This is a genomic window from Ochrobactrum sp. Marseille-Q0166, assembly GCF_014397025.1.
Taxonomy (GTDB): Bacteria; Pseudomonadota; Alphaproteobacteria; order Rhizobiales; family Rhizobiaceae; genus Brucella.
Map to the genome: position 1 here is coordinate 1,958,121 of NZ_JACJUO010000001.1, position 23,623 is coordinate 1,981,743.

Here is a 23,623-nt window from a genome sequence, read left to right on the forward strand (position 1 = left end):
ACGTCAAATATTAAATAACTGTTTTGGCGATTATGGGATATTGTGACGCAACGTGGTTTCGCAGCTCCGAAGCAGGCCTCGCGTTCAAGAGAGATGCTTTAATCCACTCTATGAACCGGAAATATGCACAGTGCTCTTGCATTCAACTCCAAAATTCGCCACCTCAGTTTGTGAGGTATAAATATATGATCGATGACCGGGAAACGCTGGATATGGAAGGCCTGCTCCGCTTTTACGCGGAAGCGGGCGTTGACCTGCCGCTTTCCGATACGCCAATCGATCGGTTTGCAGAACCGCAGCGCCAGCCGCTACGTTCAGCTGCCGCAACGCAAGAAAACAGAGCCTCCGCGCAAGCGGAGAATCCGCGCACTCAGCAACAGCAGCCGCGTCAGGCCGCGACGCCTTCGCCGACCAGCCGTCCTGTTCAGGCGGCAGCTGACGTTCCGGACAATGCGCAAATTGCACTGGCGCGTGAAGCCGCTTTGCAAGCTTCAACGCTTGATGAGCTACATGAAAAGCTTGCAGCCTTTGATGGCTGTAATCTTAAATTCACGGCCAAAAATCTTTGTTTTGCAGATGGTGACCCGTCGTCAGACATCATGTTTGTGGGTGAAGCACCGGGGCGTGATGAGGACATTGAAGGCCTGCCATTCGTCGGCAAGTCCGGGCAGCTTCTCAATCGGATGATTGAGGCTATCGGTCTCAAGCGCGAAAGTGTCTATATCGCCAATACTATTCCTTGGCGCCCGCCGGGCAATCGTACGCCTACGCCGGTTGAAACAGAACTTTGCCGCCCATTTATCGAGCGGCAAATAGAACTCGCTGCCCCCAAAATTCTTGTCGCCCTCGGCGGCCCTGCAGGCAAAGCTTTGACAGGTGCGACGGAAGGCATTTTGCGGTTACGCGGCAATTGGAAAATACACCGTACGCCGTCAGGCATCGAAATACCGGTCATGCCAACCCTGCATCCGGCCTATCTCTTGCGTACGCCTGCCCAGAAGCGGTTTGCATGGCGTGATTTTCTTGCTGTCAAAATGAAGCTTGCGGAACTGACTGAATGATCCTCCCAGACTTGCAAGTATCAGACAGCGAATTGTCACTAACATGCCGCAAACATACATTATTCCGCCGCGTGCATTATATCTGAACTCACCAAACGTTTCTTAAACCTAGTGCATCGGGGAGATTTTCATGGCTGGCCAGCTTCTGCCTATAGCTGCCTTGCTTGCAAGCACATTTCTTATGCTGCTGGCTGGTGGTCTTGCGGGCATTCTCCTGCCAATACGAGGAGGAATTGAAGGCTGGTCAACGACCACAATTGGCTGGATGGGAACGACTTATGCGCTCGCTTTCACCATCGGCTGCATCGTTATTCCTCATCTGGTTCGACGGGTCGGGCATGTCCGCGTATTCTCGGCACTGCTCACACTTCTATCCATCGCGCTGCTGCTTCATTCGCTGATTGTGAACCCATATGCATGGATGATTTTTCGCGGTATTGCAGGCTTTTCACTCGCCGGCTCTTATATGATTATTGAAAGCTGGCTGAATGAACGCGTGACGAACGAAACACGTGGGCGGGTCTTTTCCATCTATATGATCATAACCATGCTCGGCCTGATGTGTGGCCAGTATATTTTGCCATTTGGCGATGCCACAACTCAGGCGCTATTCATCATTTGCGCTATAATTTACGCCAGCGCTTTGTTGCCAACCGCTCTCTCCAGTGCCCAATCCCCCAACCCGCTCACACAGGTTACCCTGGACCTGAAAGGTCTTTATCGCCGCTCACCAGCCGCTGCAGTAGGTTCACTCATTGCAGGTATCGTGGCCGGGACGTGGAGCTTCCTTGCTGCGATCTATGGCGGCATGAACGGGCTTTCGACGTTCGGTATTGCAACTATGCTCGCCTGCGCCATGATCGGTGGCGTGATTTTCCAATATCCTCTTGGACGAGCTTCGGACGTCGTTGATCGCCGCTACGTGATGGTTTTGGCTGGCGCTATCGGCTTTGCCATTTCACTGATCATGTTGATCGTTCACCCCTCCTCGCCTTATGCGCTTTACACGATGATGTTCCTCTTTGGCTCCGTCATCTATCCGATTTATAGTCTTAACGTAGCCCATGCGAATGATTATGCGGACGCAAGCGAATTCGTGAAGGTTTCAAGCGGCCTGCTTATCATTTATGGCGCAGGAAGCGTGATCGGCCCAGCTCTATCCGGTCCACTTATGGATATTATGGGCGCCTCCGGCTTCTTTGTTACGATGGCTGTCGCTTATGCAATCTATGGCCTGCATGCTTTCTGGCGTATTCGCCGTTTCGAGCGACCAGCCGTCAGCGATCAAAAAACAGAGTTCAAAATCTACACACCAGACGGTCAGCCAACGCCTGAAACCATGCAATTGGACCCTCGTTCGGAATGAGATACTTCTCAGACCCCACAATTCACTGCGCTTGTTGAGGTGTGTTCGCTTTATGAGGCGCAATAGCCAGTTTTTGTTCGCGATAGATAATATAGCTACCGGCCCCTATGACGATCACGCTACCTAACAACATCTCAAATGTCGGGACATCGCCAAAAAAGAAAAAGCCGATGCCAAGACCCAGTAGCATTGATGTATATTCAAAAGGCGCGATGGTACTCATAGGTGCATGACGATAGCATTCTGTCAGCAGAATTTGCGCGACCCCACCTGCAATACCTGCACCAACCAGCATTGCGAACTGTATCCCGGTTGGCATTACCCAACCAAACGGAATACTAAAAAGAGAAATGACAGTTGCAGAGATCGAGAAATAAATAACAACGGTCGATGTTTTTTCAGTCTGAACAAGACGACGCACCAACATCATTGCGAAAGCAGCAAGAATTGCCCCACCAAGTGCCGCGAGCGCACCCATCGCCTCATTATGGCCCACCTGGCCTTCTGCGAACAATGTCATGCGTGGCCATATGATGATCAACACGCCAATGAGACCAATTACTACAGCGCTCCAGCGATACATTCGTACAACTTCGTGCAAGATGACGGCACCCAGCACCACTGCAATCAACGGAGATGCATAGTTTATAGCGATTGCTTCGGGCAGTGGTAGCTTGGTCAACGCGTAAAAACTCAGCGTCATTGCTCCAACCCCCACCATCCCGCGCCAGAAATGGCTAAAACCGTGCCGCGTTTGAAGAATGCCTGCCAATTGTCCACGAATGGCAAAGTAAACGAGGATTGCGAGCACTGCAAAAAAGGAGCGAAAGAAGATCAATTGGCCAAGAGGAATACCATCTGACGCCTTGAGCAACGTCGACATGCAGACAAAAACTGCAACGGAAGCAACTTTGAGGCTGATTCCCAATATTGGATTATTCTGAAGCAGATCAGGTTCGGCTGTTTCGCTTGTCTGAGCGTTTGCCGAAGCTGCGTCCGGGAGGGGCTTCACAACGCAGTTCCTTAAAAACGGGGGATGTGGGGGGCAAGGCGAGCAATTATATATATTGCGCCATCCATAGGCTTGTTCGCGCTAAAGCGCCAGATGTGCAAAGAACGGCGCTTAAAAAATATTGAGCAACGTTGCTTTTCTTGTCGTTTGCTAAAAAGCCGGATACGACTCTTGCATCGAAGTGATCACAAAGAAGAATTTCGCAATGCGTACTGAAACCGGCCAGACATTCCGTCTAGAAAATTATCGCCCGACACCTTACGCGATTCCTGAAACGAAACTCGAATTCACACTTGAGCCCGAGAAAACCATCGTTCGCGCCGAGCTGACTATTGAGCGTCGCGCCGGAACGGCTGCCGGAACGCCGCTTGTTCTGGATGGTGACGAACTGAAATTCGTCAGTATCAGCGTGGATGGAAAGGCGCTGAATGATAACAGCTACTCCGTGACGCCGGATAAGCTCGAAATCACCGATCTTCCCGAGACTGAGCGTTTTACGCTTGAAATCGTCACCGAGGTTAACCCGACCACGAACCGGCAGCTTTCCGGGCTTTATCGTTCAAGTGATGTCTATTGCACGCAATGCGAGGCAGAAGGTTTTCGACGCATCACCTATTATTATGACCGTCCGGACGTTCTCTCAGTTTATACTGTGCGTATTGATGCCGAAAAAGCAGCCGCCCCGATATTACTGGCGAATGGCAACCCCGTAGACCACGGTGCTGTTGCGGGAAATAACGCCAGACATTTTGCCGTTTGGCACGACCCGCACCCCAAGCCCTCTTATTTGTTTGCCCTTGTAGCTGGTTCGCTTGATGTGCTGAAAGACCATTTCACGACACAATCAGGCCGCTCCGTTGATCTCGCCATTTATGTGGAGCAAGGCAAAAAAGATCGCGCTCTTTACGCTATGGACGCGTTGAAGCGTTCCATGCGTTGGGATGAGGAAAAGTTTGGCCGCGAATATGACCTTGATGTCTTCAATATCGTTGCCGTCTCGGACTTCAACATGGGGGCTATGGAAAACAAGGGCCTCAATGTCTTTAATGACAAATATGTGCTGGCCGACCCGGAAACAGCAACAGATGTTGATTACGCTGGCATAGAAGCCGTCATCGCGCATGAATACTTCCACAACTGGACCGGCAACCGCATAACTTGCCGCGACTGGTTCCAGCTATGTCTCAAGGAAGGCCTGACGGTTTACCGTGACCATGAATTTTCGGCCGACCAACGCTCACGCCCGGTAAAACGCATTGCAGAAGTGAAAATACTCAAAGCACAGCAGTTCCCGGAGGATAGCGGTCCTCTTTCACATCCGGTGCGACCGCGTGAATATAGCGAGATCAACAATTTCTATACGGCAACTGTTTATGAAAAAGGCTCTGAAGTCGTGCGCATGATCCGCACGATCATCGGCCCGGAGCTTTTCCGTAAAGGCATGGATCTCTATTTCGAACGCCATGATGGCGATGCCGCAACCATTGAAGACTTTATCAAAGTTTTTGCCGATGTCTCTGGCCAGGACTTCTCGCAATTTGCGCTATGGTATGATCAGTCGGGCACACCAAAGGTTGAAGCGAGCTTTGATTTTGATGCCGCAAAAGAAACTTACACCATCAGTCTCACACAATCACTCGCCCCTACTCCCGGTCAGCCGCTAAAAAAGCCGATGCATATCCCGATCGCCTTTGGTCTGTTGGGATCGGATGGCAAAGATATTCAACCATCCTCTGTCAACGGTGGCGATGTGCAGGACGGCGTTATTCATCTGCATCGTGCGTCAGAAACAATCACGTTTCATGGAATAAAGGAACGCCCGGTCCCATCGCTGCTGCGAGGTTTCTCCGCACCTATCAATTTGGTCTTGCCACTTAGCACGCAAGACCGAGCCTTCCTCGCTCTCAACGACAGCGATCCGGTTGCCCGCTGGCAGGCTCTGACCGGCATCTTCACGCAAACCTTGCTTGAAGGCGCCAAACGAGTACGTGGAGGCTACCAGCCAGAGACTGATACCAAAATTATCGAACTAGCCGGACGCATTGCCTCTGACGAGACGCTTGATGCCGCCTTCCGTGCGCTGTGTCTTACCCTGCCAAGTGAAAGCGACATCGCCCGTGAGATGGGCGAGAATGTTGACCCGGATGCAATCTTTGCAAGCCGCGACCACCTGGTCAATGCAATTGGCTCCACATATGCGAAAGACTTCGCATCACTTTACACGCGTCTGGAACAGCAGGAGCCATTCTCTCCTGATGCGCTCTCTGCGGGTAAGCGTGCGTTGCGGAATGTGCTGCTCGATTATCTTAGCCGTTACGAGAATAGCCCGGCGCGTGCTGCGCAGCAGTTCGCCGACGGTGACAACATGACCGAACGGGCAGCCGCCTTGAGCGTGCTGGTGCATCGCTTCGGCGATAGCGACGAAGCTCAAAGGGCGCTTGCATCGTTTGAAACACGCTTTGGTAATGATGGTTTGGTGATGGACAAATGGTTCATCGTGCAGGCAACCCGACCGGGAGATAAAACCCTTGAAGCGGTTCGCGCTCTGACGAAACACAAGCTGCATTCATTTGATAATCCGAACCGCGTACGCGCATTGATCGGTGCATTCTCGGCAAGCAATCCAACAGGCTTCAACCGGAAGGATGGTGCGGCTTACAGTTTCTTTGCCGATATCATTCTGGCAATAGACCCAGAAAATCCGCAACTCGCAGCGCGCCTTCTCACAGCATTGCGGTCGTGGCGTTCGCTGGAAGACACCCGTCGTGAACATGTTCGTGCAGCCCTCGCCCGCATTGCAGGAACGCAGAAGTTGTCAACTGATCTTCGGGACATCGTCGACAGAACGCTCGTTTGATTCGCGAATCAGCTCAATGATTCGCCTTTTCATCAAATCCTGCCTTAGTTCAGGCCGGATTTGATCGTTCCCTTAATATTCAGGCAAAGCAGCATAAAACCTGAAAAGGCTTATGGCTTTTATGAGTCTTTTCAGGATGTTAGATAAGCGCGCTCGTAAACCGATTCCGCTTAAGATATTGAGATTGAACAGAAAATCTGAACACTGGAATTGTGTTTTTTACATCTCGTTAACGAATTCGCTGGACAGCACGAATCACTTTTGATTCAGTAGCTTTATTCGGAGACGGCGTATTCCGAAAAATTTCGAGTAGAAATTTCAGTTCACACAGTTCCGGGCGGACAGCGCTTCTTGCGTATTCTAGAACTGTTTTGATACATCAGAGGGGCCTGTAGATGGCGAGCACCGACGCGTATAACGCGACGGCGGAGAATAATCGTGACTCCGGCGGCAAGAGAAAGAAAGGCAGGCTTTCAGGTCACGCCAAACTTCTCGCAGGCCCTGCATATGGAAAATTTATGGCCGTTGAACCTGCTCTGCGCCGTCTTGTTCCTGCTCTTATTATTATTTTTCTGATTATACTTGGTGTGGCGCGTGTTTTCTCAATGCTTTCCTGGCGTGAAGACATTGAGCTTCAGCACAAAGCAGCTCTCTCTGCCGCAACGGCCAATCTGGCGCAAATGATTGAACGTGCTGCCAATGGCATGCAGGCTGGCGTACAAATGTCGCCCAAAGATCTCGACGATACGATTGCCGAATTTCGTTCCCGCGGGCTTTCCTCCAGCGGAATGACCGTCGCTCTCGTTAATGACGACTCGGTCATAATCACCGCATCCGGGCCTTCGACAGACATTGTCGGAAAAAGAGCTGACGATGTTTTCAGTGACATTCAACCTCTCTTCATGTTTGCAGAGCGTGCAGGCGTTCTGACAATCGTGATGAATGGCGAAGTTGCTTTTGGAACGGTTTCAAAACCGATTACGGTTCCTTACGCGATCATTGCAGCTGAACCGGAAAAAACAATATTTGCAGAATGGAAACGTGCAGTATCGCTGAATGTAACACTCTTCGCCGGCACGACTGGCGTGATGTTTGCCATTCTCTATGCCTATTTTAGTCAGGCAGCGCGCGCTCGTGAAGCCGACGATCTCTCGGGCCAAATCCAGCGCCGTATTGATATGGCTCTGGCGCGTGGACGTGGCGGTCTTTGGGACTGGGATATGGCACGCGGGCGCATATACTGGTCGCGATCGATGTATGAAATGCTGGGCTACGAAGCGCAGGATGCTGTTCTCGCTTTTGGCGATGTATCGGCCATCATCAATCCAGAAGACGGTGATCTCTATTCCATTGCGGAGCAGGCTGCGGCCGGCGATATTTCGCATGTGGACCGTGTTTTCCGTATGCGTCACGCTGACGGCTCATGGGTATGGATGCGCGTTCGTGCCGAGATCGCCGCCGAAAACGAGCTACATCTTGTCGGCATAGCTTTTGACGTCAGCGAACAACATCGCTTTGCACAGCAGACGGCAGAGGCTGACATGCGCATACGCGAGGCTATTGAAAATATTTCCGAGGCCTTCGTACTCTGGGATGCCAATAATCGTCTGGTCATGGCGAACTCCAAGTTCAGTGAATATGCAGGTCTTCCAGTCTGGACATTGAAACCCGGCGTACCGCGCAATGAAGTTGATGCGCATACGCGGCCTTTCAGCTTCGAACGTCGCATGGCGAATGAGCATAATCGCGCAGGCGGTCAGACCTTTGAACGCCAGTTGAGCGATGGCCGCTGGCTTCAGGTCAACGAACGCCGCACCCAGGACGGTGGTCTCGTTTCCATTGCGACCGATATCACCCAGATCAAGCAGCATCAGGAACGTCTCGTCGATAGCGAACGGCGCCTGATGGCAACCATTCACGACCTTTCAATTGCGCGGAAAGGCGAACGCGACCGCGTGCGTGAGCTTTCAGAACTGGCGCGTAAATATGGTCAGGAAAAAGAGCGTGCAGAAGCTGCAAACCGCTCAAAATCCGAATTCCTCGCTAACATGTCCCACGAGTTGCGAACGCCGCTCAATGCAATCATCGGCTTCTCGGAAATGATTCAGGCTGGCACATTCGGCCCGCTCGGATCGGATCGTTATGAGGAGTATATCAACGATATCCATACGAGCGGTAACTTCCTGCTCAACGTTATCAATGACATTCTCGATATGTCGAAGATTGAAGCCGGTCATTTCTCACTAGATCGCGAGGAAATTGATCTCTGTCCGTTGATCAAAGAAACCGTACGCATGATTTCGTTACAAGCCGATGAGAAGAACATCACGGTTGAAACCCGGATAGAAGACAATATGCAACTCAACGCTGACCGTCGTGCGGTTAAGCAGGTGCTGATCAACCTTCTGTCCAATGCGGTGAAATTTACTTCTTATAATGGCCATATCACCGTGCGCGCACGCAAAACCGGATCAGCCCTGTTCATGACTATTCAGGATACAGGCGTCGGCATTCCAAAGTCTGCACTCAAGAAAATCGGCCAGCCCTTTGAGCAGGTGGAAAATCAGTTCACCAAAACGCATAGCGGTTCAGGCCTTGGCCTCGCGATCACACGCTCACTCGCTGAATTGCATGGCGGCTGGTTGCGCATCCGTTCTACGGAAGGCGTTGGAACCATTGTTGCAGTCTGCATTCCAGACCGCAAACAGTGGTCTGCGACTAATCCCGGCACAGCAATTCACGCAGCTTGATTATCCGATAAGCCGTTCGAAGCTTGCCCGAACATTTGCAGCCAGTTCGTCAACATGGTGTTCGACACGAGCGATGTCCGGTAGTTCGGCCGCGCGGCACAGAAGATCGACCATTCCCGGAATAAACTCTTCGCGTGCTGCGTCACTTCCCAGACATAGCCGAATGGTCTGGCTTAGATTGGTATAAAAGCGATGCGCTTGAACGAGATCATCGATCGTCTTCGGGTCAGCGAATGATGGATCAAGGCTCGCCAGCACGTCCTCTGTTGCCAAGGGGCGTGGGTGCTTTGTCACTTTTCCAATCAAAACAGCAAACTGTGCAATGAACTCCAGATCGACAATACCTCCGGGCTTCAGCTTGAAATCCCAATCGTCACGTGGTGGCTTTTGTTCGTAAATAAGATCGCGCATTTCACGAACATCTTTGGCAATTTTCTGTGTATCAGCCCTGCTCGACAAAACATCATCAATTTCATCCTTGATGAAATCAATGAAATCCGCGTCGCCATGAATTGGGCGCGCGCGTGTGAGTGCCATATGCTCCCATGTCCATGCCTCACTGCGCTGATATTTGCCAAAGGACTCAATATGGGTCGCAACCGGACCTTTATTGCCAGATGGACGCAATCGCATATCAACTTCATAAAGCACACCCTCAGCGGTTGGCGCAGACAAGGCTGCAATCAAACGCTGTGTCAGCCGAATATAATATTGCGAAGGAGCCAAAGGCTTTTCACCATCCGACTCGTCTGCATCCTTGTCATGGTCATAAAGCAGGATCAGATCGACGTCAGAACCGGCGGTCAGCTCTCGGCTGCCAAGTTTGCCCATGGCAAGCAATGCGACTTTAGCGCCCTTCACCTTTCCATGGCGGCGTTGCAGTTCAGATTCAACGGCTTCAAATGCCTTGCCGACCATCAGTTCGGCCAGATCAGAAAAGGCGCGTCCCGCCCGCACGCCATCAATGGCGCCGGTGAGCAAACGAACACCAATCAGGAAACGATGCTCGGCGGCGAAAATCCTCAGGCGATCGAGTACCTCCTCGTAATCACTTGCTGATCCGAGAAATACGCGCAGCCGTTCTTCGAGATAATTGCGCGTCGGCATTTCAGAAAAAATTGCCGGGTCGAGAAGCCCATCAAAGACATGCGGATTGCGTGTTATGACCTCAGCCAGCCGGGGGGCAGCACTCATAATCATCACAAGAAGATTGAGAAGACGAGGATTTGACTGCAACAGGCTGAAAAGCTGAATGCCCGACGGCAGCCCTTGCAGGAAGCTATCAAACCGCAAAAGCGATTCATCGGCGCGTTTTGTTGCCGCAAAAGCTTGTAAAAGGGCTGGCGTCAGTTCGGTAAGACGCTCACGCGCTTCAGCGGATTGCGTGGCCCGATAACGGCCAAAATGCCATGTACGGATAACACGACATATGTCACTGGGCCGTTCGTAGCCCATAGAAGCCAGCGTTTCCAATGTGTCCGGATCATCCACGTCACCGGTGAAAACCAGATTGCCGCTGGATGAGCCAAGTTCGGGTGCCTGCTCAAAAAGTGCAGCATAATGCTTTTCCACGACTTTGAGCGCCGATAAAAATACGTCAGAAAACTTTGCCGGATCGCTATAACCCATCATATGCGCGACACGGGCAAATCCTTCATCATCTTCGGGAAGAATATGAGTCTGCTCGTCGGCAATCATCTGGATACGATGTTCTACGTCACGCAGAAAATAATATTCCTTGGCGAGTGCATCACGCGCCTTTTCCGTAATCCAGCCTCGCTCGGCCAGTCTTCCCAACATCGGAACGGTCTGGTTGCCGCGCAGTTCAGGGAAGCGTCCCCCTGCAATCAATTGCTGCGTTTGCACAAAAAACTCGATCTCGCGAATACCTCCGCGGCCAAGTTTTACATTATGCCCACGTACGGCGATATCGCCGTGGCCTTTATGTGCGTGTATCTGGCGCTTGATCGAATGAACGTCAGCAATAGCTGCATAATCGAGATATTTGCGCCAGACATAAGGGGCCAGTTCTGCCAGAACCTGCAAGCCGGCTTCACGATCACCCGCCACCGGACGCGCCTTGATCATTGCAGCACGTTCCCAGTTCTGACCACGCCCTTCATAATAATGAAGGGCGGCTCCAACGGGTATTGCCAACGGCGTTGACCCCGGATCAGGGCGCAAACGCAGATCAACGCGAAAGACATATCCGTCAGCGGTGCGATCCTGCAAAATACGGACCAGGCGGCGTGTCAGCCGCGAAAACGTGTCAACACATTCATAAGGATCAATAATCGCCGGGCGCTCTGAATCAATGAAAACAATCAGATCAATATCGGAAGAATAGTTCAGCTCACGGGCACCAAACTTGCCCATGCCAAGCACGATCCAGCCACTTTCCTTTTCAGGATTGTCCCGGTCCACAAGTTTGAGCTTGCCAGCGCTATCTGCTTCGCGAAGAAGAAAGCGGATCGCAGCACCAGTGCACGCTTCCGCAAGATCAGTCAGCCAGCCAGTCGTTGCCTCTGTGTTGAAAATCTGTGCCAGATCGCAAAGCGCAATCAGCACATGCGCCGCACGCTTTCGCTCACGCAAACCGGTCATCAGAGTGGCTTCGCTAACGCCATCTTCTGTGCCGGAATTTGAAATTTCCGCAAGCACTTCTGCCAGCGCTTCTTCAGGCGCTTTGGACGCAAGCTTGTCAAGGATGCGCGGCTGCCGGATCAACGATTCACGGATAAATGGCGAAAGATCTAGAACTGCCGACAGAAACTTCTGCGCTTTATCGTTGCGCAAAAGCTCGACAACAGTTTTGGCTTCTTCGTCCTGCGCCCGTTCGTTAAGATCAGCCAGATAAGAACGTGCTCTCTCGGGATCAAGTGGCGTCAGACCACAAAGGTTTCGATCAAAGAAGAGTGCCTTTGCGTCGCCAGCTGCCATGATCCCCTCAGCATTCAATATTCAGAACTAACCGTCTTTCGGCAAGGGAAACTCTAATACGGCCCGTAAGCCCGGCCCATTGTCTTCCAGACGCAGAGCGCCACCGTGCAATTTCATGACAGCCTTGGCAAGACTTAAACCAAGCCCTGATCCCGGCTGTGTACGGCTTTCTTCAAGACGGACAAAACGCTCCGTTGCCTGATCGCGTTTATCTTCCGGAATACCCGGACCATTATCGGCAACAACAATGCGGACCCATTGCGGATCACGCTCCATTGTCAGCGTTACGACAGCGGAGTTTTCACCACTCAGCGCATATTTGATCGCATTGTCCACGAGGTTCGAAACCGTCTGCCCCACCAACTCACGATTAATGCGCAGAGGCACATCGTCCAGCATACCAAGCGTAAGCTGAACACCTGAATCTTCCGCAACGGGCTCGTACATTTCAGCCACATCGCGAACGATTGGAGCCACAGGCATATCATCAAGGTTCTCTGACGAATAACCTGCTTCGAGACGAGAAATCATCAGGATCGCACTGAATGTACGGATCAACTGATCGGATTCGCCAATAATATCCTCGAGCGCCGCACGATATTCCGGCCCAGCTTTCTTCCCAGACAGAGCTTCTTCAGCACGATTGCGCAGACGCGTAAGCGGTGTCTTGAGATCATGGGCAATATTATCGGAAACCTGTTTCAGGCCCTCGTTCAACTCGAGAATGCGCCCAAGCATAACATTCAGATTGCCAGACAAGCGGTCGAACTCGTCACCTGAACCATTGACAGGCAGTCGCCCGGTGAGATCACCGTCCATAATGCGCTGCGATGCACGCGACATGTCATCAATACGCTTGAGTGCCCGGCGGCCAACAAAAAACCAGATCAGAAGGGCACCAGCCCCCATAATACCAAGTGCCAGCATCAGCGAACTGCGAACAAGATCGCGGAAGCGTTCAGGTTCGCCAAGATCACGACCAACCAGCAGGCGCATACCATTGGGCAACGCAATCACCACAGCAATCGCGCGGTGCTCGGTTTCTGTTCCTTGTTCGCCATAGCGCCGGTACTTGAACGCCCGTTCAACGATCCCGTCAGTATCAAGCACGCCCGGTTCCACGCCCTCGACATTGCCTGACAAAATACGCCCGGAAGGATCGGCAACGAGATAAAGATATGCACCCGGCTGCCGCGAACGATAATCAATCGTCCGAACAAGCTGGGGGATACCACCACGCGCATAGGCTTTGCCAATGCTTGCAACTTCCTCGCCCAGCGCTTCCTGTGTCTGACTGTTGATCATTGAAGCCGAAAGATTGGTCATATAGAAGACCAGAGCCACTGCCCCAACAGCAAACAAAAGAAGGTAGAGCGCAGAAAGGCGCGCAGCCGTGGTGCGCATGAGCGCAGAAAAACGGCTCATCCTTCCACCTTGGCATCAACGGCAGAGGCTTTTGTACGCGCAGCTTTGAGCATATAACCAGCGCCGCGAACGGTATGCAGAAGCGGGCCGTCAAAGCCCTTTTCAATCTTTGAGCGCAATCTCGAAATATGCACGTCGATCACATTTGTCTGCGGATCAAAATGATAATCCCAAACGTTTTCGAGCAACATCGTGCGCGTGACAACCTGGCCCGCATGACGCATCAGATATTCGAGAAGACGAAATTCGCGCGGCTGTAGTGTTATGTCCACATTCTGTCTGCGTGCCGTGTGCGCCAGACGGTCCAGTTCCAGATCACCGACACGATAAATCGTGTCGGCTTCGCGTGGGCTTGAGCGACGTTGTAAAACTTCCACACGCGCCAGCAATTCAGAAAATGCATAGGGCTTGGTAAGATAATCATCGCCACCAGCGCGCAAGCCGGTCACACGATCATCCACTTCTCCAAGGGCAGAAAGGATAAGAACCGGAGTTTTCATGCCTTTGGCACGCAAGCCTGCGACCACTGAAAGTCCGTCACGCTTCGGTAACATGCGATCAACGACAAGAACATCATAATTGCCATTTTCCGCAAGTGCGTAACCAGTCTCACCGTCGCCCGCAATATCCGCAGAGTGGCCGGCCTCGCTAAAGGCCTTCTCAAGATAACGGGCCGCTTCGCGGTCATCTTCAATAACGAGAATTTTCATGGCTCTATCCCAAAACAGGCGACGACGGTTGCAAAAACAATAGGTTGTCAGGCAAAATGAAGCAATGGCAGACGGGTTATCCGCCTGCCATTATGTTTTGATAGGTTAATCAATCAAAAGCTCCAAGCTTATTCCTGATCGATTGGCAACGCTACAAAGCGGCTCTGATCATCGTTCTGAAGCTGCAACAACACAGCCTTACGACCAGCCTTGGAAGCTTCTGCTATCGCCTTATCGATGTCTTTTGCGCTGTTAACGACCTGATTGTTAACGCTCACGATGGTTTCGCCGGTACGGATACCACGATCAGCCGCATCGCTGTCAGGATCGACATTGGTGATGACAACGCCATCACCATCTTCTGACGGTGTGACAGTCAGGCCGTAAGAGTCGAGGGTTTCACCCTGCCCTGTATCACCAGAACCGGGCTTGCCGGTATCGGCCTTGCCCTGATCCTGTGGCATCGCACCGATCTTGATATCGATCTCTTCGGCCTTGCCCTTGCGCCATACAGTTAAAGCAGCCTTTTCGCCCGGCACAATATTGGCAATCTTTCGAGCCAGATCGCGGGGATCCTGTACAGTCTCACCATTCACGGCGGTGATCACATCACCAGCCTTGATGCCAGCCTTTACAGCAGGCCCATCAGCCTGCGGTGAAGAGACCAGTGCACCCTTTTCTTCAGCGAGACCCAGCGAAGCTGCTATATCCTTATTAACTGGCTGAATCTGAACACCAATCCAACCACGCTCGACCGAACCCTTCTTGATCAGCTGATCAACAACCTGCTTCGCTGTTGACGCAGGAATTGCGAAAGCGATACCAACACTGCCGCCGGAAGGCGAGAAGATTGCGGTATTGATGCCGATCACTTCACCCGCCTGGTCGAAAGTTGGACCACCGGAATTTCCTTTGTTAACGGCAGCATCGATCTGGATGAAGTCATCATATAGACTTGCGCCAATGTCACGACCGCGTGCCGAAACAATGCCGGAAGTTACAGTACCACCGAGACCAAAGGGGTTACCGACCGCAACAACCCAGTCGCCAACGCGGATCTTATTGTCATCGCCAAATTTCACATAGGTGAATTTCTTTTTCGGCTCATCAACCTTAAGGACAGCAAGGTCAGTGCGGGGATCCGTACCAATCAGCTTTGCGTCGATTTCTGTGCCGTCATCAAGAACAACACTATAAGCATCACCATCGGAAACGACGTGATTATTGGTTACAAGGTAGCCGTCTTCGGAGATGAAGAAGCCAGATCCCTGTGCAAATGGACGTTCATGGCCAGGGCGAGCCTTTGGACCTTTACCTGGACGACGGCCTTCAGGACGCGCATCACCGCGTGGCTCCATGCCAAAGTCACGGAAGAAACGCTTCAGAGGATGACCATCTGGCAACTGGTCAAAGCCCGGAGGGGTTTGCATCTGCTGACCACGGCTATCGGCTTCCTGTACATCTTTCTTGACGCGAACACTGACAACTGCCGGGCGCACTTTCTCAACGAGGTCTGCAAAGCCAGCCTGCTGAGGTGCATTCACGCTCACCGCATCGGCACGCGCATTTTCCATAACACCCATCGGGCCGGTTGCGACAAACGCACCAGCCAATGCTGCCGACAGCGCAATTGCTGCAACACCTTTGCGATACTTGGAAGTAATGATCTTCGACATCTGGCTCTCCTTACAAGAAGCAATCCGGGGTTGGCCCTCTTGGGTGGCACCTACCCTGTTAATCCGTTATGGTCGTAAGATAGTCAGCGCTACCTTACCGCTCAATTTCCGGAAAATGAAAGTTTTGTAAGGTTTGAAAGCCCGTCAAATTATTATTTATCGTCGAGAAGACGGGAAAGCTCGGCTTTTTCGCTATCAGACAGCGGCTTTTGCACGTCTGGAACCGCATTTCTCCTGCGGAAGGCAATCATCAAGGCAATGCCACCAAACAATAAAATGGCAACCGGGAAACCCCAGAGAATTGCCGTTTGCGCATTGAAACGTGGTTTCAGCAGGACAAACTCGCCATAGCGGTCGACCACGAAATCGACGACTTGCTTATCAGAATCGCCAGATGTCAGACGTTCGCGCACCAGAAGACGCAAATCACGTGCAAGTTCGGCATTGGAATCGTCGATCGATTCGTTCTGGCAAACCATACAACGCAGCTCAGCCGAGATTTGCCTAGCGCGCTTTTCCAGTTGCGGATCAGAAAGTATTTCGTCTGGATTAACCGCAAAAGCGGCTGACATGTGAAATGCCAGCAAAAGCGTCAGTAAAGCTGCAATTAATCTTTTTCCGATCTTCATATGGTCACCCCTGCCTCTTTCGAAGAGGGCTTACGCGCCTTCGATGGAGCACCAACACGCAAACGACGATCCGCAAGCGAAAAGATTGCGCCAATCATCATAACCAGTGCACCATACCAGATCAGTGTTACATGCGGCTTCCACCAAACGCGAACAACGATCGAGCCATCGCCCGGCTCGTCCCCCAAAGCCACATAAACCTGACTGAACCACAGTGTTTTGATGCCGGATTCCGTCGTTGGCATCTGCCGAGCGGGGAAAAACCGCTTCGACGGCTCAATCAATCCCATCTCGCGACCCGAAGAATCGATCAGTGTGAACGTTCCGCGATTTTCAGTGAAATTCGATCCGGTCAGTGGACGCAAACCATCAAATCGCAACGAATAATCCGCTGCCTTTGTGGTTTCACCGGGGCGCATGACCAGAACATTTTCTGTTCCAAAGGTGGTCACACTGACAATGCCAAGCAGCGTCAGACCAAGACCGATATGCGCCAGCGCAGTCCCGAAAACCGAACGCGGAAGGCCTTTGAAACGGGAGACCGCTTTGAACGCCGAAACCTTGCCAATGCCCGCCTTAAGCCACAGATCAGTGAGGCTTCCGACAATTAGCCACACGGCGAGGCCAACGCCCATAGCAGCGAGAACCGAATGAGAATTGCTCTGCCACAGAACGATACCCACTGTAATGAGAGCAAAAGCAAAAGCCACCATCAGCCTTTGTGCAACACCATAAAGATCACCCCGTTTCCATGCCAGCAATGGCCCGAACGGAACCGCGAAAAGCAGCGGAATCATCAGTGGCCCAAATGTCATGTTGAAGAATGGCGCACCAACAGAAATTTTCTCTCCGGTCAGAACTTCCAGCAACAGTGGATAAAGCGTGCCAATGAGAACGGTTGCAGCGGCTGTTGTAAGGAAGAGATTGTTGAAGACCAGTGCACCTTCACGCGAGATTGGCTGAAAGAGCCCACCCGATGAGAGGCTTTGCACGCGCAACGCAAACAGCGACAGCGACCCACCGATAAAGATTGCGAGAATGGCAAGAATAAACAGTCCACGGCCCGGGTCAGTCGCAAAACTGTGCACCGACGTCAGCACACCGGAACGCACAAGGAAAGTGCCGAGCAGCGACAACGAGAAGGTCAGAATCGCCAGTAGCACTGTCCAGATTTTAAGCGCTGAGCGCTTTTCCATGACAATAGCGGAATGAAGCAAGGCCGTACCAACCAGCCAGGGCATGAAGGACGCATTTTCAACCGGATCCCAGAACCACCAGCCGCCCCACCCGAGTTCGTAATAGGCCCAATAAGACCCCATGGCGATGCCACCAGTGAGAAACATCCATGCAACCAGCGCCCAAGGACGAACCCAACGCGCCCATGCGGCGTCGAGACGACCTTCGATCAAAGCGGCCACAGCGAACGAGAAACAGACTGAAAAGCCCACATAGCCGAGATAGAGCAGCGGCGGATGGATTGCGAGACCAATGTCCTGCAGGATGGGATTGAGATCACCGCCTTCAATCGGGGCGGGAACAATGCGCGTGAAGGGATTGGAGGTAAAAATGATAAAGGCAAGAAATGCAGTACCGATCCAGCCCTGAACGCCAAGTACGTTCGCCCGCAGGGTTTCCGGGAGATTTCCGGAAAAGGCTGCAACAAGGGCGCTGAAGAAACTCAGAATAAGCACCCAAAGTAGCATCGAGCCTTCGTGATTACCCCACACGCCGGTGATCTTATAGAGCATCGGCTTTTGCGAGTGTGAATTCTCGACAACATTCAGCACCGAAAAATCCGACACAATGTAAGCAAAGGTCAGGACTGCAAAAGAAAAAGCAATCAGGGCGAATACCGCAAGAGCTGTAGGAACAGCAACGCCCATCAGTTGCATGTCTCGGCGTTGAGCGCCCACAACAGGTACGACCGACTGAACCACCGACAAAGCAAGCGCCAGGACAAGCGCAAAATGACCAATCTCAATACTCATAGACGCTTCCAGTTCCCATTATTGACCTTCCCAAACGCCCTTCTTTTTCAGGCTGTCTGCCAGGTCTTTCGGAACGTAATTTTCGTCATGCTTGGCAAGAACACTGTCCGCGCGAAAAATACCATCCGGCTCAAAGCGGCCTTCCGCAACAACGCCCTGTCCTTCTCTGAAAAGATCAGGGACAATGCCTTCAAAAACGACTTTGACGGTCTTGATCGTGTCAGTGACTGTGAAACGCAGCTCACTGCCCTCTCGCACAACCGAGCCTTCTTCGACAAGACCACCAAGCCGGAAACGTGCGCCAGATGAGATTTCCTGTTCAGTCAGATCGGCTGGCGTTCGGAAAAAACGGATATCCTGACTGAAAGCCATGAGCATAAGGCCAACCGCAATCGCCAGCACCACCAGAGCACCGCCAATCAGCATCAGTCGCTTGCGCTTTCTGCGGCTAACTGTACGAGCCAAATTGCCCACTGGCTTGATGTTGCGTTCATTGCCTTGTGCAGTCGCACTCATTGTGTTGCGCTCCCTGCTTCCAACCCAAGTCCTGCGGCAAAGCTTTCAAGCTGAGCCCGCTTTTCGCCATCCATTGCCGCGGCACCGCGCTTCAGCGCGTCAAGAGCAGCATCGCGGCGATCAAGGATCATATATGAGCGGACGAGACGCTTCCAGCCGTCGAGATTATCGCCATTTTTGCGAAGCGTTTCATCAAGGCGCTGGACCATGCCTTCAACCATAGCTCTACGGTCTTCCGCACTCATTGAGGCCGCAGCATCGACGTCTTCCGAAGTCGGCCCCTTCACCGACGGCTGCGATTGAATACTTTCACCCTTAATGCGTGCAATCGTTTGCTCGACCTGTGCACGCCAGGGAGCATCTGCGGGCGCTTTATCCAGGAGGGTCTCAAGGCGATTTATGGCACCGGCTGAATTACCATCCTGCAATTCACCCTGCGCAAGATAATACTGGGGGCGAATGTCGTTGGGGTTGAGTGCGGTTGCCTTATTGAAGAGAACTTCAGCCTCCGCAGTGACCGGACCACCGGATACAGCAACCAGGGCTTCACCAAGGCCAAGAACGCGCTGAAAATTTTCACCTTCCAGCCGAATTGCTGAACGATAGGCATTAACCGCGTCATTGCCGCGTCCGAAGCGCAGATAAATCGGTGCCAGAACATCCCAGCCGCGGGCATCATTTGGATTTTGTGCCAGATGCGCTTCAGCGCGCGCGACCAGTTCATCAACTGAGCTATTTTGCGGGCTATCTGCCAACCTTGCAGCCAAAGGCATGGATGAAATATCAGGAGAACCCAAAATTGGATAAATACCCCAGGCAATCAAAGGCACCGCCAAAACCGAAGCGAAGGCCAATAGTCGTCCAGAGCGCACCTGTCTGGAAATAGTGTTTGCTTCAGAGTTACTTCTCTCGGCACTCAGAATGCGTCGGGAAATTTCAATGCGCGCCTGCTCTGCACTTGGCGCATCAATCATACCGCGCGCTGCGTCTGTCTCAACCTCGCGCAGTTGATCACGATAGACTTCAAGATCATTTTTTTCAGGGGGCAAAAATTCCTGCTTGTTCCGTGTCAGCGGCAACAAAACAATCATAGTAGCTGCAAAAGTCAGCAGTGCGGCAATCAACCAGAATTCCATGGCTGAGACTTAATCCCAGCAGGCATAAAAACCAACTCGAACGGCGTTGATTCCGGCTGACTAGGGCAATTCGCCGCAAAGCAGTAATCATCAAATACAAGTTTTCAAGTATGAGAATGCATATCGAGAACACCCGCAATGCACTGCATGCATAACTGCATATGACGACTCACATGCTTTCCAAACCTTTATGTCAACGGCGTCCAACTTCCATCCGCATTACGGCAAGCCGTCCCGCGAACACTATGGGGTGCCCCCCCGATAACGAAGCTGTGTGTATACTGACGGCAATTTTGCGAACCGACCTGATAAGGTTGTGCAGCGGTGACATCGCCCGATGAAGAGCCGCTTCCACTCCAGGAAACGGCCTTTCCGGCAGGCGAGTATTCGAGCGCGCGATATTCTGATTCCAATGCATTCTTGCGATCGGCAGCGCTCAGCTGATTTGCAGAACTGCCGAGCAAGCCGTTGCCCAAGGGGGCAAGCAAATTCGGCTGCGTCGGTTGCGATGAAGTGAGCCCGCCAATAGAAGCCAGTCGAGATCCCGTTCCTCCCCCGGACGTAGCACAAGCGGAAAGTGCAAACGCCAAACAAACGACAACCGCCGGAACAGAAAACCTTGATACCATCATAACAATCGGGCCTTCGTAAAAAATGAGCATACTAACTATCGTAGGAAGCAGCTATTATTCTAACCTTCTAGTTCACACTCTGGCAAACACAACCATCAATCTTCAGTCAACGGCAAGACAACACGCACCTGAAGACCACCCAGGTTGCTTTTACCCAGATCGAGTGCGCCGCCATATTCCCTTACCGTGTCCTGAACGATAGCCAATCCAAGACCTGTGCCTGGCTTGGTTTCGTCCACTCGGTTGCCGCGCTTCAATGCAGCTTCAATCTTGTCAGAGGCAAGGCCCGGACCATCATCCTCGATAATAATTTCAAACTGCCGCTGCGCGGTTGCTACCGGTCGCAAGCTGATTTTCACGCGCTTACGACCCCATTTGCCGGCATTTTCGACCAGATTGCCGACGATTTCTTCGAGGTCTTCCTTTTCACCGGCAAAAACAGCTTCGGGTAACAAATTATCGAATGTCACACTGAAAGAAGGATTGAGTTTGGCAGTCACACGCTGCATTCGTTCCAGTACAGGCGTAACCGGAGTTCGGAAGACCACGCTATCTCGTTGAGCTGCAATACGCGCGCGCTGCAAATAGTGCTGTATCTGCACCTGCATGGATTCACTCTGTTCCTGAACAATGCGCCCCTGATCGCCGCCAATTGCGCGCGCCTCGTTCGTTAGCACAGAAAGAGGCGTCTTGAGCGAATGTGCAAGATTGCCGACCTGTGTTCGCGAGCGTTCAACGATGCGGCGGTTATTTTCGATCAGAGCATTCAGTTCGATAGCGAGAGGCGCGATCTCTATCGGAAGCGCGGTGTCGAGCTTCGGCGAACGCCCCTCTCTAATGTCGGCAAGCGCACGGCGAACTTTATCCAGTGGACGCAAACCAAAAAGGATCACCGCGGCATTGATAAGCACACTTCCAATGCCGAATATTGCGAGATAAAGCGACAGCTTGCCACGGAAATCCGCAATCTCGCTCATGACTTCACTGAGATTGCCCATAACCCGAAAGCGCGCAACACGGTTTTCGTTGTCGAGAACGACTTCCGTTTCCACGATATAAAGCTCTTCGCCATTCAGTCCGGGCAAAGTGTAGCTTCGCATGAAGGAACTGTCGAAAGGTGCCTGCGATATCGGCATTTCCGGTACGACACGACCCACCGACGACAGCGACTGCAGCTTACCATTGATATTCGATGACACAGGGTCAACAGCCCAATACCAGCCAGACAGCGGACTGGAATAGCGCAACTCGCCCAGTTCAGGGCGTCCCTGCAGCGTGCCATCCGGCGATATACTGACAGCACCGACAAGGCTGAAAAGATGCGCGGTCAGAAGCCGTTCAAAATTATTGCGCGCAGCATCGCCATAAAGCGTACTGATTAATGTTGCGACAACAACAAGTGCCAAAATGACCCAGAGCGTCGAAAGGGTTACGACGCGAATCGCAAGGGAACGCAAAGGAGGGAAAATGCGAAGAAGCTTCAGTTCTCGCGCCCTTTCATTTCCGGCGGTTCTTCAGAGCGAATGCGATAACCCATGCCGCGCACGGTTTCGATCAGATCGACGCCCATCTTCTTGCGTAGACGACCGACAAAGACTTCAATCGTATTGGAATCTCGATCAAAATCCTGATCGTAAAGATGCTCGACCAGTTCGGTACGCGATATAACCTCATCCCTGTGATGCATAAGATAAGAAAGAAGTCGGTATTCATGGGATGTGAGTTTAAGCACCACACCGTCGATGCTGGCTTTTGAGGTTTTCGTGTCCAAATGAAGAGGTCCGCAAACCAGTTCAGAAGATGCGTGCCCTGCCGCACGTCGGATCAACGAACGCAAACGTGCAAGCACTTCCTCTATATGAAAAGGCTTGGCGACATAATCGTCAGCACCAGCATCAATGCCGGCGACCTTATCGCTCCAGCGATCGCGTGCAGTCAACATCAGGACAGGCATTGTGCGGCCGTCACGGCGCCAACGCTCGACAACACTGATGCCATCCATCTGCGGCAGGCCAATATCCAGGATCACAGCATCATAAGGTTCAGTATCGCCGAGATGATGACCTTCCTCGCCATCGAACGCACTATCTACGACATAGCCTGCGCTCGTCATAGCATCCGAAAGCTGCCGGTTGAGATCTTTATCGTCTTCAACGATCAGAATACGCAAACCATAACCCTCTGCTTTTATGTGTAGTAAATGGCTTACTGTGCAGGTACAGCCACTTCAACGCGGCGTGGGCGTTCACCATCACGCCCGGGAACCAGCACTACAACCACACACATGGCACGACCATTTTGCGTCGTCGGCGTCGATTTCGCCAATTGACCACCCTGCGAGGCAGCCACCTGTTCACCCACAGCCGCACAATCCGCAGCGGCAGCAAGCAGAAGATTAGACTTCTGTGGCGTCGCAATTGGCAGGGCACCGGCGTTCACCGGCAACAGACCAATGCTAACGGCCAGAAGCGCGAAGATTTTGAGAGCAGGGTTCTGTTTCATCATGCCCCTTATATAGCGCCTGTCAGCTGAACGATGCATGAACAATACACTCCGCCGAATGACGCAAAGGAAATTAAGCCCATAAAATAGCAAAAGTTCTGAAACCAGGTCCGTTACTATTTAAACCATTGTTTTTACGCATAATATTATCCGGACTATCCGTCAACAATCCGGTATCAGGCGCATTTTATAACTCTGCTATCACGGATTATAAAATTATGAAATGCGTGAAGTTGCCCGTATTCGCCCAAAAACGGCGATAAGCCCCGCAATTGCGGTAGCGAGTTGCAGTAACACATCAGTGAGCGCGCCTTGATCAATCGTTTCGCTCACCAGACCGAAAGCACCTGCCAACGAAAGAAACAACGCCACGAGCCCAGCCCAAACCGTGCGGGAAAGATACCAGACTTTATCTTCAGTCAC

Annotated in this window: 18 protein-coding genes; 4 read left to right on the plus strand and 14 right to left on the minus strand. The window is 52.1% G+C overall.

The features are described from left to right. The first annotated feature begins 185 nt into the window (after positions 1-185). The gene (locus H5024_RS09365) at positions 186-1,061 is read left to right on the plus strand and encodes a uracil-DNA glycosylase (RefSeq protein WP_187545730.1); all 876 of its coding nucleotides are present in this window, start codon (positions 186-188) and stop codon (positions 1,059-1,061) included. 130 nt (positions 1,062-1,191) lie between these two features. Further along, positions 1,192-2,427: an MFS transporter gene (locus H5024_RS09370; protein ID WP_187545731.1), complete on the plus strand. Its 1,236-nt coding sequence runs from the start codon at positions 1,192-1,194 to the stop codon at positions 2,425-2,427. A gap of 22 nt (positions 2,428-2,449) precedes the next feature. On the opposite strand, the gene H5024_RS09375 is transcribed toward H5024_RS09370, so the two are convergent. Then, positions 2,450-3,376: a DMT family transporter gene (locus tag H5024_RS09375; RefSeq protein ID WP_210309673.1), complete on the minus strand. Its 927-nt coding sequence runs from the start codon at positions 3,374-3,376 to the stop codon at positions 2,450-2,452. Between the two features lie 268 nt (positions 3,377-3,644). Between H5024_RS09375 and pepN the strand changes: the two genes are divergently transcribed. After that, on the plus strand, positions 3,645-6,296 hold the full coding sequence (pepN, locus tag H5024_RS09380; RefSeq protein WP_187545736.1) for an aminopeptidase N: 2,652 nt from the start codon (positions 3,645-3,647) through the stop codon (positions 6,294-6,296). A 395-nt stretch (positions 6,297-6,691) separates the two neighbouring features. Then, a complete protein-coding gene (locus tag H5024_RS09385; RefSeq protein ID WP_187545738.1) occupies positions 6,692-9,046 on the plus strand; it encodes an ATP-binding protein in 2,355 nt (784 codons plus the stop codon). Here H5024_RS09385 and H5024_RS09390 read toward each other — a convergent pair whose 3' ends face one another. From H5024_RS09390 to H5024_RS09450, 13 genes are all read right to left on the minus strand, one after another. Continuing rightward, positions 9,047-11,986 carry a bifunctional [glutamine synthetase] adenylyltransferase/[glutamine synthetase]-adenylyl-L-tyrosine phosphorylase gene (locus H5024_RS09390; RefSeq protein WP_187545741.1) on the minus strand — a complete coding sequence of 980 codons (2,940 nt, stop codon included), beginning with the start codon at positions 11,984-11,986 and terminating at the stop codon, positions 9,047-9,049. A 27-nt stretch (positions 11,987-12,013) separates the two neighbouring features. Further along, complete coding sequence (locus tag H5024_RS09395) at positions 12,014-13,411, minus strand: HAMP domain-containing sensor histidine kinase (RefSeq protein WP_187545744.1); 1,398 nt, start codon at positions 13,409-13,411, stop codon at positions 12,014-12,016. Further along, positions 13,408-14,121 (minus strand): response regulator transcription factor, encoded by a 714-nt coding sequence (locus H5024_RS09400; protein WP_187545747.1) that lies wholly within the window; start codon positions 14,119-14,121, stop codon positions 13,408-13,410. The genes H5024_RS09395 and H5024_RS09400 overlap by 4 nt, the downstream gene beginning before the upstream one ends. 128 nt (positions 14,122-14,249) lie before the next feature. Further along, positions 14,250-15,797, minus strand: a complete 1,548-nt coding sequence (locus H5024_RS09405; protein WP_187545749.1) for a Do family serine endopeptidase — start codon at positions 15,795-15,797, stop codon at positions 14,250-14,252. Positions 15,798-15,949: 152 nt separating this feature from the next. Further along, on the minus strand, positions 15,950-16,426 hold the full coding sequence (locus H5024_RS09410; protein ID WP_187545752.1) for a cytochrome c-type biogenesis protein: 477 nt from the start codon (positions 16,424-16,426) through the stop codon (positions 15,950-15,952). Beyond that, entirely contained in the window at positions 16,423-18,414 is a 1,992-nt protein-coding gene (locus H5024_RS09415) for a heme lyase CcmF/NrfE family subunit (protein WP_187545754.1), read from the minus strand. Before H5024_RS09415 ends, H5024_RS09410 begins: the two co-directional genes overlap by 4 nt. 18 nt (positions 18,415-18,432) lie before the next feature. Further along, complete coding sequence (gene ccmE, locus H5024_RS09420; protein WP_187545757.1) at positions 18,433-18,930, minus strand: cytochrome c maturation protein CcmE; 498 nt, start codon at positions 18,928-18,930, stop codon at positions 18,433-18,435. Further along, the gene (gene ccmI, locus H5024_RS09425; RefSeq protein WP_187545759.1) at positions 18,927-20,066 is read right to left on the minus strand and encodes a c-type cytochrome biogenesis protein CcmI; all 1,140 of its coding nucleotides are present in this window, start codon (positions 20,064-20,066) and stop codon (positions 18,927-18,929) included. The genes ccmE and ccmI overlap by 4 nt, the downstream gene beginning before the upstream one ends. A gap of 188 nt (positions 20,067-20,254) precedes the next feature. Then, a complete protein-coding gene (locus H5024_RS09430) occupies positions 20,255-20,728 on the minus strand; it encodes a hypothetical protein (protein ID WP_187545762.1) in 474 nt (157 codons plus the stop codon). Positions 20,729-20,793: 65 nt separating this feature from the next. Beyond that, positions 20,794-22,104, minus strand: a complete 1,311-nt coding sequence (locus H5024_RS09435) for an ATP-binding protein (RefSeq protein ID WP_187546737.1) — start codon at positions 22,102-22,104, stop codon at positions 20,794-20,796. Between the two features lie 74 nt (positions 22,105-22,178). Continuing rightward, a complete protein-coding gene (locus tag H5024_RS09440; RefSeq protein ID WP_187545764.1) occupies positions 22,179-22,868 on the minus strand; it encodes a response regulator transcription factor in 690 nt (229 codons plus the stop codon). A 35-nt stretch (positions 22,869-22,903) separates the two neighbouring features. Then, positions 22,904-23,200 (minus strand): hypothetical protein, encoded by a 297-nt coding sequence (locus tag H5024_RS09445; RefSeq protein ID WP_187546740.1) that lies wholly within the window; start codon positions 23,198-23,200, stop codon positions 22,904-22,906. 216 nt (positions 23,201-23,416) lie between these two features. Next, the gene (locus H5024_RS09450) at positions 23,417-23,623 is read right to left on the minus strand and encodes a hypothetical protein (protein WP_187545767.1); all 207 of its coding nucleotides are present in this window, start codon (positions 23,621-23,623) and stop codon (positions 23,417-23,419) included.